11 protein-coding genes, 1 pseudogene and 1 riboswitch are annotated in these 12,922 nt (G+C 70.2%); of the genes and pseudogenes, 11 read left to right on the plus strand and 1 reads right to left on the minus strand.

What is annotated here, in order from left to right; translation table 11 throughout:
* The first annotated feature begins 188 nt into the window (after positions 1–188).
* The 7 genes and pseudogenes from ACIOHP_RS15005 (at position 189) to ACIOHP_RS15035 (ending at position 7,062) form a co-directional block, all read left to right on the plus strand.
* Entirely contained in the window at positions 189–2,012 is a 1,824-nt protein-coding gene (locus ACIOHP_RS15005) for an FAD-binding dehydrogenase (protein WP_401887412.1), read from the plus strand.
* A gap of 87 nt (positions 2,013–2,099) precedes the next feature.
* Positions 2,100–2,277: riboswitch (cobalamin riboswitch) on the plus strand.
* A gap of 53 nt (positions 2,278–2,330) precedes the next feature.
* The gene (locus tag ACIOHP_RS15010; protein ID WP_401887415.1) at positions 2,331–3,383 is read left to right on the plus strand and encodes an ABC transporter substrate-binding protein; all 1,053 of its coding nucleotides are present in this window, start codon (positions 2,331–2,333) and stop codon (positions 3,381–3,383) included.
* Positions 3,380–4,393: a FecCD family ABC transporter permease gene (locus ACIOHP_RS15015; protein ID WP_401887417.1), complete on the plus strand. Its 1,014-nt coding sequence runs from the start codon at positions 3,380–3,382 to the stop codon at positions 4,391–4,393. Before ACIOHP_RS15010 ends, ACIOHP_RS15015 begins: the two co-directional genes overlap by 4 nt.
* Positions 4,390–5,211, plus strand: a complete 822-nt coding sequence (locus ACIOHP_RS15020; RefSeq protein ID WP_401887420.1) for an ABC transporter ATP-binding protein — start codon at positions 4,390–4,392, stop codon at positions 5,209–5,211. Before ACIOHP_RS15015 ends, ACIOHP_RS15020 begins: the two co-directional genes overlap by 4 nt.
* Positions 5,192–5,428: pseudogene (locus ACIOHP_RS15025) on the plus strand ((2Fe-2S) ferredoxin domain-containing protein); the annotation flags it as partial. The gene ACIOHP_RS15020 and the pseudogene ACIOHP_RS15025, both read left to right, overlap by 20 nt.
* Positions 5,429–5,819: 391 nt before the next feature.
* Positions 5,820–6,200 carry a hypothetical protein gene (locus tag ACIOHP_RS15030; protein WP_401887587.1) on the plus strand — a complete coding sequence of 127 codons (381 nt, stop codon included), beginning with the start codon at positions 5,820–5,822 and terminating at the stop codon, positions 6,198–6,200.
* Positions 6,133–7,062: a CHAT domain-containing protein gene (locus ACIOHP_RS15035; RefSeq protein ID WP_401887423.1), complete on the plus strand. Its 930-nt coding sequence runs from the start codon at positions 6,133–6,135 to the stop codon at positions 7,060–7,062. The genes ACIOHP_RS15030 and ACIOHP_RS15035 overlap by 68 nt, the downstream gene beginning before the upstream one ends.
* A 143-nt stretch (positions 7,063–7,205) precedes the next feature.
* On the opposite strand, the gene ACIOHP_RS15040 is transcribed toward ACIOHP_RS15035, so the two are convergent.
* On the minus strand, positions 7,206–9,983 hold the full coding sequence (locus tag ACIOHP_RS15040) for an AAA family ATPase (RefSeq protein WP_401887426.1): 2,778 nt from the start codon (positions 9,981–9,983) through the stop codon (positions 7,206–7,208).
* Positions 9,984–10,395: 412 nt separating this feature from the next.
* Between ACIOHP_RS15040 and ACIOHP_RS15045 the strand changes: the two genes are divergently transcribed.
* The 4 genes from ACIOHP_RS15045 (at position 10,396) to ACIOHP_RS15060 (ending at position 12,847) form a co-directional block, all read left to right on the plus strand.
* A complete protein-coding gene (locus ACIOHP_RS15045; protein ID WP_401887429.1) occupies positions 10,396–10,989 on the plus strand; it encodes a hypothetical protein in 594 nt (197 codons plus the stop codon).
* Positions 10,986–11,750 carry a BTAD domain-containing putative transcriptional regulator gene (locus ACIOHP_RS15050; RefSeq protein WP_401887432.1) on the plus strand — a complete coding sequence of 255 codons (765 nt, stop codon included), beginning with the start codon at positions 10,986–10,988 and terminating at the stop codon, positions 11,748–11,750. Before ACIOHP_RS15045 ends, ACIOHP_RS15050 begins: the two co-directional genes overlap by 4 nt.
* 24 nt (positions 11,751–11,774) lie before the next feature.
* A complete protein-coding gene (locus tag ACIOHP_RS15055; protein ID WP_401887435.1) occupies positions 11,775–11,978 on the plus strand; it encodes a hypothetical protein in 204 nt (67 codons plus the stop codon).
* 80 nt (positions 11,979–12,058) lie between these two features.
* Positions 12,059–12,847: a BTAD domain-containing putative transcriptional regulator gene (locus tag ACIOHP_RS15060; RefSeq protein ID WP_401887438.1), complete on the plus strand. Its 789-nt coding sequence runs from the start codon at positions 12,059–12,061 to the stop codon at positions 12,845–12,847.
* Positions 12,848–12,922 lie beyond the last annotated feature (75 nt).

Here is a 12,922-nt window from a genome sequence, read left to right on the forward strand (position 1 = left end):
CCATTCCACGTCGGTGGAGGTGATGCATCGGCTGTCCCGTGTCACCGTCGCGGCAAACTCTGGCGGCCAGAGACCCCATGGGCTACCGTCGGTAACACTGGGCGGTAGCACTCATCAGTAACACCATGCCGCCAGGTAACCCACTGCGCACTGCCCGCACCGCCGTCACCCCTTGACGAAAGGCGGCCATGGAGAACTCCAGCGGCAATTCTGCTGTGTCTCAGGGGGACGGCGCTGGAGGCCCCAACGCCATCACCCGCCGCCGCGCCCTCACCGTCACCGGCGGGGTGCTCGCCGGAGCCACGCTGGCAGCCCAGACCTTCCCCGCCTTCGCCGCCGAGTCGCAGGACGCGGACGTGATCGTGGTCGGCGGCGGGCTCGCGGGGCTGGTCGCCACGGCCGAGCTCGCAGCGGCGGGACGCAAGGTCTTGTTGCTCGACCAGGAGCCGGAGGCGAGCCTGGGTGGTCAGGCGTTCTGGTCCTTCGGCGGCCTGTTCCTCGTCGATTCCGACGAGCAGCGCCTGATGGGTATCAAGGACTCGCAGGATCTCGCGTGGCAGGACTGGCTGGGCTCGGCCGGCTTCGACCGTGGCATCGACGACCTGTCCGGCCAGGACCACTGGGCGTACAAGTGGGCCGAGGCGTATGTGGACTTCGTCGCGGGGGAGAAGCGGTCCTGGCTCGCGGGCATGGGCATGCAGTGGTTCCCGATCGTCGGCTGGGCCGAGCGTGGCGGTGGCCTCGCGGACGGCCACGGCAACTCGGTACCCCGCTTCCATGTCACCTGGGGCACAGGCCCGGCGGTCGTCGAGCCGTTCGAGAAGAAGGTGCGGGCTGCCGTCGAGAACGGGAAGGTGACCTTCAAGTTCCGGCACCGGGTCGACGGCGTGGTGACGACGAACGGCGCCGTCACGGGCGTACGCGGCGCCATCCTCGAACCGAGCAACGCCCAGCGCGGCAAGCCCAGTTCCCGCACGGTCGTGGGTGAGTTCGAGCTGCGCGCCCCGGTGGTGATCGTCACTTCCGGCGGCATCGGCGCCAACCACGACCTCGTCCGGGCGAACTGGCCCGCCCGTCTCGGCACCGCGCCCAAGACCATGATCACCGGCGTGCCCGCGCACGTGGACGGCCGCATGCTTGCGATCACGGAGAAGGCGGGCGGCCGGATCGTCAACCCCGACCGGATGTGGCACTACACCGAGGGCCTGCGCAACTACGACCCGATCTGGCCGGGGCACGGTATCCGTATCCTGCCCGGCCCGTCGTCCATGTGGTTCGACGCCACCGGCAAGCGGTTCAACTCACCCGACATTCCCGGGTACGACACCCTGCACACCCTCAAGTCGATCACCGACACCGGCTACGACTACTCCTGGTTCGTCACCACCCAGAAGATCATCGCCAAGGAGTTCGCGCTCTCCGGCTCCGAGCAGAACCCGGACCTGACGGAGAAGAACATCTGGAAGCTGCTCTCCCGCATCTGGCAGACGCCGGAGCCGATCGAGAAGTTCAAGAAGAACGGCGTGGACTTCGTCGTCGCCACGACCCTGTCGGAACTCGTCAGGGGTATGAACAAGCTCACCGGCGAGAACCTGATCAAGCTGGATGGCCTTCAGCGCCAGATCGAGGCCCGCGACCGGGAAATCGACAACCCCTACACCAAGGACGTCCAGGTCATGGGCATCCGCAACGCCCTGGCCTACCCTGGCGACACGCTCAGCCGCACGGCCTCGGCCCACAGAATCATGGACTCGAGCGCCGGGCCGCTCATCGCCGTACGCCTCAACATCCTCACCCGCAAGACCCTCGGCGGCCTCCAGACCGACCTCTCGGGCCGCGTCCTCAACGACGCAGGCAAGGCGGTCCCCGGTCTGTACGCGGCCGGCGAGGTCGCGGGCTTCGGCGGAGGCGGCGTCCACGGATACCGCTCCCTGGAGGGCACCTTCCTTGGCGGCTGTCTCTTCTCCGGCCGCCAGTCGGGCCGAGCGGCGGCCGCGGCAACGGCGACCTGATGCCAGTGCGCTGCGGATCGACCAGAACACGAGCACCTTCGTGTCCTACCCCGTGACCAAGCGCACGATCTGACCGCACGACGGACTTGATAGCCTCGACGGGCCAGTCGAGCCACACCCGAGGCCAGGGAATCCGGTGCGAATCCGGAACTGACGCGCAGCGGTGAGGGGGACGGGCGGGGCACGCACGCCACTGGGAGACCGGGAAGGCGCCCCGGCCGGACGAACCCGAGTCCGAAGACCTGCTGGCACCTCCGCGCCCCGGCGCGGGGGACACCCGTAGGCCAGGCTCCGCGAACGAGCCCCGACCCCCGAGGCATGCCCGTGCTCCGCACACCCGCTCACCTCCCTGTCCCGGCCCTGCTTCTCACCTCCGCCCTGCTGCTCACCGCCTGCGGTTCTGCCGACGGCGGCGACGCGAAGACCGAGAAGGCCGCGGCCGCCGGCTACCCGGTCACCATCGACAACTGCGGGAACAAGGTCACCATGAAGTCGGCCCCGAAGCGGGCCGTCTCACTCAACCAGGGCACCACGGAGATCCTGCTCTCCTTGGGCCTGGCCGACCGCATGGCGGGCACGGCGACCTGGACCGACCCGGTGATGAAGGGCCTAGAGAAGGCCAACGCCACCGTGCCGCGCCTCGCCGACAACAACCCCTCCTTCGAGAAGGTCCTGGACGCCGAACCCGACTTCGTCACCGCCTCCTTCGTCTCCACCCTCGGCAAGGGCGGCGTCGCCACCCGCGAGCAGTTCGAGAAGCTGGGCGTGCCGACCTACGTCTCGCCGTCCGACTGCGCGGCGGGCAAGGACAACGACAGCGGCGGCGACGGATCGCGCTCCACACCCCTCACGCTCGACGTCGTGTACGGCGAGATAGGCGACCTGGCACGGGCGTTCGGCGTCGAAAAGCGCGGCGAAGAGCTCGTCGCCGCGCTGAAGAAGAGGGTGAGCACAGCCGCTGCCGGACTGCATGCCTCAGACGTTTCCCTCATGTACTGGTTCGCCAACTCCCAGTCGCCCTACCTCGCCGGCTGCTGCGGTGCGCCCGGTGCCATCACCCGCGCGGTCGGCGCGAAGAACGCCTTCGCCGACACCCACGACGAATGGCCCCAGGTCAACTGGGAGACTGTCGCCGACCGCGACCCGGACGTCATCGTCATCGGCGACCTGACCCGCAAGCAGCAGACCGCCGAAACCGCCAAGGCGAAGATCCGCTTCCTGGAGACGAACCCGGCCACCCGCAACCTCACCGCCGTGAAGAAGAAGCGGTACGTGCTGCTGAGCGGGCAGGCGATGAACCCGTCCATCCGTACGATCGAGGGGATCGAGAAGGTCGCGGCCGGGCTGCGTGACTTCGGGCTCGCCAAGTGACTTTGCGCACAGCGCTGTTGACCGGCGGCGGACTGACCGCGCTGCTCGCCTCGCTCGCTGTGGCCGTGACGATCGGCCCCGCCGACATCTCCACGGGGGACGTCTGGGCGTCCGTCGCGGCCCATCTCGGACTCGGCGAGGGCGAGTTGGCGCCGCTGCGGGACGGCATCGTGTGGAACCTGCGGATGCCGCGGACCCTGCTGGCCGCCGTGTGCGGGGCCGGACTCGCCGTGTGCGGCGCGGTCATGCAGTCGCTGCTGCGCAACCCGCTCGCCGACCCCTTCGTGCTCGGGGTCTCCTCCGGCGCCTCCACCGGCGCTGTCGCCGTGGTGGTGCTCGGTGTCGGTGGGGGAGCGCTGTCCCTGTCGGCAGGAGCCTTCCTCGGTGCGCTGCTCTCCTTCGGTCTGGTACTGATGCTCAGCCACACCCTCGGCGCCAGCACCGACCGGGTCGTCCTGTCCGGGGTCGCCGCCATGCAGCTGTTCTCCGCGCTGACCTCGTTCATCGTCCTGACCTCGGCCGACCCGGAGACCACCCGGGGCGTACTCTTCTGGCTGCTGGGCTCGCTCAGCGGCGCCGACTGGGGACAGGTACTCCTCTGCACCGCCGTCCTGGCTGCGGTCCTCGTCGTCTGCCTCGGCTACGCCCCAACGCTCGATGCGTTCGCCTTCGGGGACGATGCCGCCGCGGGACTCGGGGTCCGGGTCGCCCGCACTCGCCTGATCCTGCTCTGCGCCACCGCCCTGCTCACCGCCGCGCTGGTCAGCTGCGCCGGCGCGATCGGCTTCGTCGGCCTGGTCCTCCCACACGCCACCCGCGCCCTCACCGGCGCCGGCCACGCCCGCCTCCTGCCCGTCACCGCGCTGACCGGGGCCGTCTTCCTGGTGTGGGTGGACACCTTGGCCCGTACCGTCCTCGCCCCCCAGGAGGTCCCGGTGGGCGTGGTGACGTCCCTGATCGGCGTGCCAGCGTTCGTGGCCGTGCTCTACCGCAGACGGAGCAGGACATGACCAGCCTGCACGCGGACCGCGTCGTACGGCGCCTCGGTGACCAGGTCGTCGTCGACGGCGTCACCCTCACCCTGCACCTCGGTGAGACCGTCGGCCTCCTCGGACCCAACGGCTCCGGAAAGTCGACCCTGTTGAGGTTGCTGGCCGGAGTCCTCGCACCCACCGCCGGAGTCGTGAGCCTGGACGGGCGCCCGCTCACCGAGGTCGGCCGCCGGGCCACCGCCCGCCGCATCGCCACCGTCAACCAGCACGCCGACACCCAGACCGAACTCACCGTCCGCGACGTCGTCGCCCTCGGCCGCATCCCGCACCGTCGCGCCTGGACACCGGCCACGGCCACCGACGCGCAGGCCGTCACTGAGGCCCTCGCGCGCACCGGCCTGACCGACCGGGCCGACCAGTTCTGGCACACCCTCTCCGGCGGCGAACGCCAGCGCACCCAGATCGCCCGCGCGCTCGCCCAGCAACCTCGCGAACTCCTGCTCGACGAACCCACCAACCACCTCGACATCCAGCACCAGCTCGATCTGCTGGAACTCGTCGCGAGCCTGCCGGTCACCACCGTTCTAGCCCTGCACGACCTCAACCTCGCCGCGATGTACTGCGACCGCCTGCTCGTCCTGCGCGAGGGCCGCGCGGTCACGGAGGGCACCCCCGCCGAGGTGCTCACGTCAGCCCTCGTCGAACAGGTCTACGGCGTCCGCGCCGAGGTCACTCACGACCCCGGCCACCCCGTGATCCGGTTCCTGCGTCCATCAACCCGAGACGGATCTCCTCTGGAGAGAAGTGTGAAGAACGATGCCTCAACAGCGCCCTGAAGCGGCTGGCACGGAGCACACCTCCGCCGAACCGGCTCCGTGCCGTGTCGTCGTCTGCCGGGACTGCTGCTGTGGAACCCCGAAAGTCACCGGTGTCGATCATGACCGGCAATTCGCGCGCCTGGCCGAGGAGGTGCCCGTACGCGTCTCGGACTGCCTCGACGTGTGCGAACACGCCAACGTGATCGTTGTCCAGCCCACCGCTGCCGCACGCGCCGTCCCGCAGGCCTCGCCTGTCCAGGCACGGCCGTCGGCGGAGGCGAGGACGGACGGCAGGCCCACGGCGATCACCCGGGTGGTGAAGCCCGTGGTGCTCAGCCCTGATTCGTTCAGCGCCTGCAGCAGCCGCTGCTCACGAGCTGGCGGTGGGGACAGTCCGGCACTACCAGGACCTCGATCTTCATGCCTCCAGGATCGCGCACCTTGGTGCCGGATGGGCCGAACGGCCACTCTCCCTACCCTGACCAACTCGCTCATCCTCGATGGCGGAAGCCCGCCTATTGGCCTTGGTGAACACGCTCATCTTTCTCACCGCCGGGCGCAGTTTGAGGGGCGGCACAGTCAACTGGACGACTGCCGTTCCGCCGTCGCGTACGCGAGAATGAGGCATGACGCGTGTCCTGGCGTACGCCGTCAATCTCGCCGTGGTGCGAGCGGCCGACATCTCTGCCGAAACCACAGCGGACGTTGAGCTGTGCTCGACCCGCGACCTGCTCGATGACGTCGATGCGTTGCTGAGCGAGCTGAACACGTCGGCTCTGCTGTCCCGACCCGTCTGTCGTGAGCTGGAGCGCTTCGCCTCGGGGTGGGGCCGCAAGCTGTTGCCGCCGTCGTGGCTGGCCGAGCCACCCGAGACCTGCGTTCTGGTGCCGCACGCCTTCTTACACGAGCTGCCGCTGCATCTGATCCGCACGGACTCCGGTGACCAGCAGCCTCACTGCGCTGCGCTACGCGCTGCAACGTTCCGGCTGGGCGAGGGATCTGGCTGACCAGTTCGTCGCCGCCCGCCGCAAGGACGCGGAGCGCCTGTACGCCAAGGCAGGCCCCGGGCTGGACCGGTCCCTCGCCGGTTACCTCCCCACCAGCAGCCGCTGGCCGGCGGCGGGAGTCGACGCTCTCGGCGACAACGACGACGTCTGGCGCACGCTTCCCGCAGAACTGCTGAAGATTTACGCTCCGGAAGTGGACCTGTCCATGTTCGAGTCCACCGATCAGTCGCTGCGCACGGTGCTCGCCAGTCGGCTGGTCGGCCAGGAGTACGAGCTGGTGGTCCTAGCTGCGCACGGCCACCGCAATCCCCTCGGTGCGCTAAGCGGCGGGGTCGTGCTGCGCTCCTCACCCGAGCCTCGGGGACGGGCTTTTCAGCCGGTCTTCGGTCGGCGGGCGGACACCGGCAACGTGCCATACCTATTCCAGGATCTGCCGTCCCGGGATCTGGCGCCAGAACTGAGCCCCTCCCGGTCGGCGGAGCTGCTATCGGTCGCCGAACTTGAGCACCGCTGGGCACATGTGGTCTGGCCGCTGGTCGTGCTGCTCGGGTGCTCGACCGGACGGCCGGTGATCCACCCGGGTGATCAACCGCAGAGCCTCGCCGAGGTGTTCCTGCGCATCGGTGCGGCGGCAGTGGTAGCGCCGATGTGGGATGTGCGGATGCCGGTCGTCCGCGAGTGGGCGACGTTGTTCCTGGAGAGGCTCGGCGGACGAACCGACTGCGGGCGCGCCGCCGAGGGCAAGACCTCCCGCGACGCACAGCGCTGCCTCAAGCGAGCCATCTGCCGACAGCTCTTCGAGATCCTCGAACGCTCCGACCGCAGCGGAACGAACCTCAAGGATTTTCCGCAGACAGCTTGACGCGATGTAGCAGCCTCGGGGGCGGAGCACTACGAATAGATCCCGGTAGCGGCATGACAGCAGAGTCGGGCTTCGGCACATTGAGGAAGTCGCTCTGCTCAGCATCGTTCCATCGTGCTCCGTCGGTAAGACGGACGGACGGATCAGCCGACGACGCCGGCCTGGGCCAGACAGCGCGCCAGGTCACAGCGTGTCCGGATGCCCAGCTTGCGGTAGACGCGAGTGAGGTGAGCTTCCACGGTCTTGCGGGACAGGAACAGCGCATCGGCGGCCTCCACGTTGCTGAGGCCCTCGCCGATGGCCCGGGCCACCTGGAATTCCTGTGCCGTGAGGAGGTCCACCTGCGGTGGCGGGTTGTCTCCGGGATGCGTGCGCTGTCCGGCCGCGGCGAGTTCCGCCGTGGCGCGGGCGGCCCATGAGATGGCCCCCATAGCCCGGAACGTCCGCTGGGCGGCCTGCAGGGGCTCGCGAGCGGCGGCGGGGCGACGCAGGCGACGCAGAGTCTCGCCGCAGACGAGCCGGGTGCGGGCCAGTTCGTAGGGCATGGCCCGGTGGGTGTGCGCCTGCTCGGCGACCGCCAGCCAGCTCAGGGCCGTGTCCGCGGACCGGGCCTGCATCGACCGGCAGCGTGCGTGAGCCATCGCGGGCCAGGCCAAGCCGGTCGACCGGGCACGCTCACCGAGCCAGAGGGTGATCTCCCGGGCACGTTCATGGTTGCCGGTACGGCTGTGCGCCTCGGCGAGGTCCGCCGTGAACGGCATCAGGTGGGGGTTGTCCAGCCCCATCCGCTGCGCCGTAGTGAACGCCCGTTCCAGATGGGAGCGGCACCGCTGAGGGTCCCCGGCGGCCAGGGCCGCTGAGCCCAGCGCGGAGTGTGCGAACACGTCCAGGCCGGGGATGCCCTCGCCGCAGTGTGCCTCGTAATGGGCGATACGTTCCTCGCAGGCCGCGCGGTCGCCGCGCAGCCCCTCCAACCGGGCCAGTGATGTCAGCGCGTATCCGGTCATCGCCTTGTGGCCGAACTCCTGGGCCCAGTAGAGTGCTTCGCTTCCGTCGGCGCGGGCGGCCGCCCACCGGTTCCACGACTCCACCTCGCACCGCGCCACGAGGGCGAAGGGCAGCAGCCCCGGAACCCCCTCACGCCTGGCCCCGTCGATCACCACGCCGAGCACCTGGCGCGCCGCTTCCTCCTCGTCCACCCAGGAGAGCGCCTGCCCGATCAGCACCGCCGACTGCCGCTCTTCCAGAGCCCACGCCCCGCGCAGCGCCGCCCGGCAGTCCCGCAGCAGTCGGCGGCTCCGCTGTACCTGGCCGGTCAGTGCCAGGGCGTTGCCCTGCATCACTCCAGCCAGTTGCAGCTCCGGTCGGGTGGCCTGGGCATCTGCGAGTTCGCCACAGCGGGCGGCCGCCGCGACGGCCTGACCTAGGTGGCCGCCCATCGCCGCCGGCATGACGGCGGCGCCGTACAGGGCGCAGGCCCGGGCCTGGTCGGCCGGTTCGGCCGCGGCGGCGGCCGCCACCAGTAATCGGTACGCCCCGGCCGGATCGCCCGCCCAGCTGCGGATCTGTCCGCGCAACAGCTCGATGTCGGCGGTGAGCCGCGGCTCTGCCGTGTGACGCAGTGCCTGTTCGCACCAGCGGGCGGCATCGCGGGATGCCCCGCTGCAGAACGCGTCCTCAGCTGCCCGGAGCAGCCGAAGGGCTCTGTCCGGCGCCGTGGGTGACAGCTCGGCGGCACGGTGCCAGGCGCGGGCGGCGGAGTCGAAAGCCCCGCGCTGCCGGGCCTGTTCGGCTTCGTCGGCCAGTGCCCCGGCCACCTTCTCGTCCGGGCCGGGCGCCGCACAGGCGAGATACCAGGTACGCAGTTCGACCTCCGACACGTCGGCCAGTACCCGGTAGGCGCGCAACCGCTGGGCCAGCGGACAACCGGCCAGTACGAGCGGGCGCAGCACGGGGTGCCGTAGTTCGAAACCCGTGTCCTCGGCCCGCACCAGTCCTGCCTCCTCGGCCGGCTCCAGGGCGTCCAGCGAGAGGCCGACGGCGTTCAGCGCCCGCTCCAGCTCGGCGAACTCGGGGGCATGGGAAGCCGCGACGAACACCAACGCGTCCTGGGTGTCCCGGGGAAGCGCGCGCATCCGGCCCCGCCAGGCCCGTTCCACCAGCGGGCCGGGGGTCTGCCAGCCCTGGCCGCCGAGTGCGTCGCCCTGTGCCCCGGCCCGGGCCAGTGTCTCCGCGTACTCCACCAGGACCAGGGGGTTCCCGGAGCTGAGCGGGATCAGTTGCGCCGCCTCCGGTCCGGCGGGGTCCAGCCTGCAGCGCCGCAGGAGCTGGCGGCACTCCTCGTCGTCCAGCGGGGCCAGCAGCAGCTCGGGCACGCCTTCCCAGGCGAGGTCGTCACGGCCGTCGGTCCGTACCGCCATCACCAGAGCCACCCGCTCGGTGGACAGGCGCCGCGCGACGAACTGCAGCACCCGACGGGACGAGGGATCCACCCAGTGCAGGTCGTCGACGACCACGACCAGCGGCTCCGCCTCACCCGCGGCGGCCAGCACGCTCAACGCCCCGGCACAGACCGCGTACGGATTCGGATCGCTGACGTCGGCCAGCGCGAGGCACCCCTCCAGGGCACGGCGCTGAGCCACGGCCACCTCGCGGAAGTGCTCCCGCAACGGCAGCAGCAGATCGGCGAGCACCGTGTACGGAAGAACCGCCTCCGACTCGATTCCCCTGATCCGTAGCACCCGATACCGGCTGCGCCGCACGGTGTAGTCGAGGAGGGTGCTCTTGCCGATACCCGGGTCTCCGCGCAGCAGCAGGGCTGCCCCGCGTTCGGCCAGCGAGTCCAGCAACTCATCCAGCGCCCCGCACTCGCGACGGCGCCCGACAAGTGTCTCCCACTCCCGTTGTGCAGGCTCATCCATGGTGCCCCCGTACGCCATGCCTCCGCGTGGCGGTGCGCTCCGCCGTTCCCCAGGGTGCACCGCGGCGGGTGATCCCGGAGGACAGTTGCCGCATCTGGGTCCCTTCCCGTCGATCCGTCATATTCCGTCAGGGGAAAGGGAGTTCCCCGTTGCGGCGGCTTCCCGCCGTGTGACAGCGCGGGGCGATTCCGCTCTCGTGGGTGGCGTGTGGTGCGGCGCCCGAGCCAGGCGCAACTGGGGTGTGAAACGGCGACGGCAGGGCGTCGCACGCGGGAGGGGATTCCCTCCTGGCGTCCGCCGCCCTGGTGCGCTCCGCTGGTGGCCTCGGACGACGTTCACGTGGAGGGGGACCACGGATGAGCACTCATGACGCGGTGAAGGACGACCGGGCATGTGCGCGCAGGGCACAACCATGACCGAGCGTCCCGCGCACCCCGAGCCTGCGACAGACGATCAACTCAGGGCCGTCTACCAGGAGATCTGCCTGAGCTACCGGGCGATCGACGACTTCCGCGCCAAGCTGCTGAGCCTTCTGCCGGTGGTGAGCGGGGCGAGTGTCGGGTTGCTGATCGGCAGGGATCCGGGCGAACCGAAGCCGATCTGGCTGCCGATCGGCCTCTTCGGCTTCGTGGTGTCACTGGGGCTGTTCGCCTACGAGCTGTACGGGATCGAGAAGTGCGGCAGCCTGATCCACGCGGGTCGGCACATCGAGTTGCAGTGGATCGTGGAAGGCCAGTTCGTCAAGCGCCCGCATGCATTGGCCGGCTTCATGAACGAGCCGTTCGCCGCCATGCTGGTATATCCGGCCGTCCTGGCCGGCTGGATGTACGTGGCGCTGGCCCACTGGTCCGAAACCGTGGCTGCCGTCGCCTCGGCGACTCTGTTCCTCGTGCTGCTGCAGGCCGGTTACCGTTTCTGCCGCATCCACCATCGGCGCGACAAGGCAGAACGCGCCGGTGACGCCGAGTGGTTCAGGGACACCAGGCGGGAAGTGGCTGAGCGATGACCCCCGGCAAACCCCTCACGTGTCTCCATCTCCTCGGATCCTTCCGGCTCGACTGCGACGCGGCCCCGGTCGAGGTCTGCGAGGGCGGCCGGCGCCTGCTCGCCTACCTCGGTCTGCACCGCCGTGCCACCCGCGCGGCCGTGGCTGGCACGCTGTGGCCCGACGCCACGGAGGAACACGCTCAGGGCTGTCTGCGGTCCACCCTGTGGCGGCTGGGCCGGGGACACCGGCCGCTCGTGGTCTGCGACCGGGGCGATCTCTCGCTCGCGGAGTCGGTGGAGGTCGACACGCGCGTCCTCGCCCGATCCGTGCTGCGCGCCGCGCACTCGCCGGACGGTGACGCGTACGACGACGAACTGCTCCGTCTGCTGCTCCCTGAAGCCGACCTGCTTCCCGGATGGGACGCGGACTGGGTCAGATTCGAACGGGAACACCTTCGCCAACTGCGTCTCCATGCCCTGGACTCCTTGGCCCAGCGCCTCGCCGCCCGGGGCCGGCTCACGCTCGCTCTGGAGGCCGCGACGGCGAGCACGCGCAGCGCGCCTCTGCGTGAAAGCGCCCATCGGACGGTCGTGTCCGTGCACCTGGCCCGCGACGACCCGGCGGAAGCGATCCGGCACTACCACGCGTTCAGGCAGCTGCTCCGCGACCGGCACGGCCTCCTGCCCTCACCGCTGTTCTCGTCGATGCTCTCCAGGGCCCTCGCGCAGGAGCCGTTCTCCTTCGAGGGCGGCCAGGGCCCCGTTGCCACGGTGCGGTGACAGCGTGCTGGCACCCTGGCGTCCATGAGGCACGAGCCGAACAGAACCGGTGTCTGCCTGATACGCGTCGAGGTTCAGGGTGGTGGGGTGCTCGTCACCGTGCGCCAGAACCCCGATATCGAACAGGCCAGCACCGAGCGGGTGTTGACGTTCCCGGACGTCGAGTCGGCCGTCGAAGCGGTCCGGGAGTTCCTCGGTTGTTTCGCCGACGACGCGGGCCGGCTGTGACAGCGCGGTGACGGCCTCGACGCTACGGTGACGCCGCCGGTCGCGCCGCCCGAGCGGGCGCGCCGTCACTAGGGGGTGCGATGCCGTCCGACTTCGTACAGCAGCTCATTGTCCAGGAGACCCGTGCCCCGCTGCCGGCACTGCATCTGTTCGGCGGCCCGTTCGTGGCCTTCGGCGGGCGGCGGATCGACATCCCGGAAGGCAGCAAACGGCTGCTGGTGTTCGTCGCGCTACGGCAGGGGCGGGTCGAGCGGCGGCACGCCGCGGGTGCGCTCTGGCCCGTCGGGGACGACGCCCGCGCCGCCGGGAACCTGCGATCGGCCCTGTGGCGCCTGAACAAGGTGGGGGCGGAACTGCTGCAGGTCGACAAGTACGGGCTGACCCTGCACAGGGACGTACTCCTCGATGTCCGGCTCGTCGCCGCCTGGGCGGCGCGGATGGTGAACGGCTCGGCGAGCTCCGTCGACCTCCGGGCGATACCGACCGCGATGGACGCGCTCGATCTGCTGCCCGGTTGGTACGAGGACTGGGCTCTGATGGAACGGGAGCGCATCCGTCAGCGGCTGCTGCACGCCCTTGAGGCGCAGAGCCGTCAGCTCGCCCGACTGGGGTGCCATGCCCAGGCCGTGGAGGCCGCGATGCAGGCCGTCGGCGCCGACCCACTCAGGGAGAGCGCCCAGCGCGTGCTGATCGAGGCGCACCTCGCGGAGGGCAACTGGTTGGAGGCGCGCCGCAGTCTGGACCTCTACACCGAGCTGCTCGACCGTGAGCTGGGCGTGCCGCCCGGAGCCGAGATCACCACCCTGCTGTCCGGGTGCTCGAAGCGGGGGAAGATACGCGCCAACGGGCACCTGACCACCATCTCGTGACGGCGGCCGGTGCCGCGTCCGGCTGCCTGGAACTCATGGCGCGGCCCGGCACCGCGTCCGGCTACGTGACTCGTG

Origin of the sequence: Streptomyces sp. NPDC087859 (assembly GCF_044742595.1) — a bacterium.
In the GTDB taxonomy this organism is placed as follows: domain Bacteria; phylum Actinomycetota; class Actinomycetes; order Streptomycetales; family Streptomycetaceae; genus Streptomyces; species Streptomyces canus_F.

Coding starts and splice junctions, on each gene's coding strand:
- ACIOHP_RS15005 (WP_401887412.1), top strand. CDS start 189: ATGGAGAACTCCAGCGGCAATTCTGCTGTGTCTCAGGGGGACGGCGCT.
- ACIOHP_RS15010 (WP_401887415.1), top strand. CDS start 2,331: ATGCCCGTGCTCCGCACACCCGCTCACCTCCCTGTCCCGGCCCTGCTT.
- ACIOHP_RS15020 (WP_401887420.1), top strand. CDS start 4,390: ATGACCAGCCTGCACGCGGACCGCGTCGTACGGCGCCTCGGTGACCAG.
- ACIOHP_RS15030 (WP_401887587.1), top strand. CDS start 5,820: ATGACGCGTGTCCTGGCGTACGCCGTCAATCTCGCCGTGGTGCGAGCG.
- ACIOHP_RS15040 (WP_401887426.1), bottom strand. CDS start 9,983: ATGGATGAGCCTGCACAACGGGAGTGGGAGACACTTGTCGGGCGCCGT.
- ACIOHP_RS15045 (WP_401887429.1), top strand. CDS start 10,396: ATGACCGAGCGTCCCGCGCACCCCGAGCCTGCGACAGACGATCAACTC.
- ACIOHP_RS15050 (WP_401887432.1), top strand. CDS start 10,986: ATGACCCCCGGCAAACCCCTCACGTGTCTCCATCTCCTCGGATCCTTC.
- ACIOHP_RS15055 (WP_401887435.1), top strand. CDS start 11,775: ATGAGGCACGAGCCGAACAGAACCGGTGTCTGCCTGATACGCGTCGAG.
- ACIOHP_RS15060 (WP_401887438.1), top strand. CDS start 12,059: ATGCCGTCCGACTTCGTACAGCAGCTCATTGTCCAGGAGACCCGTGCC.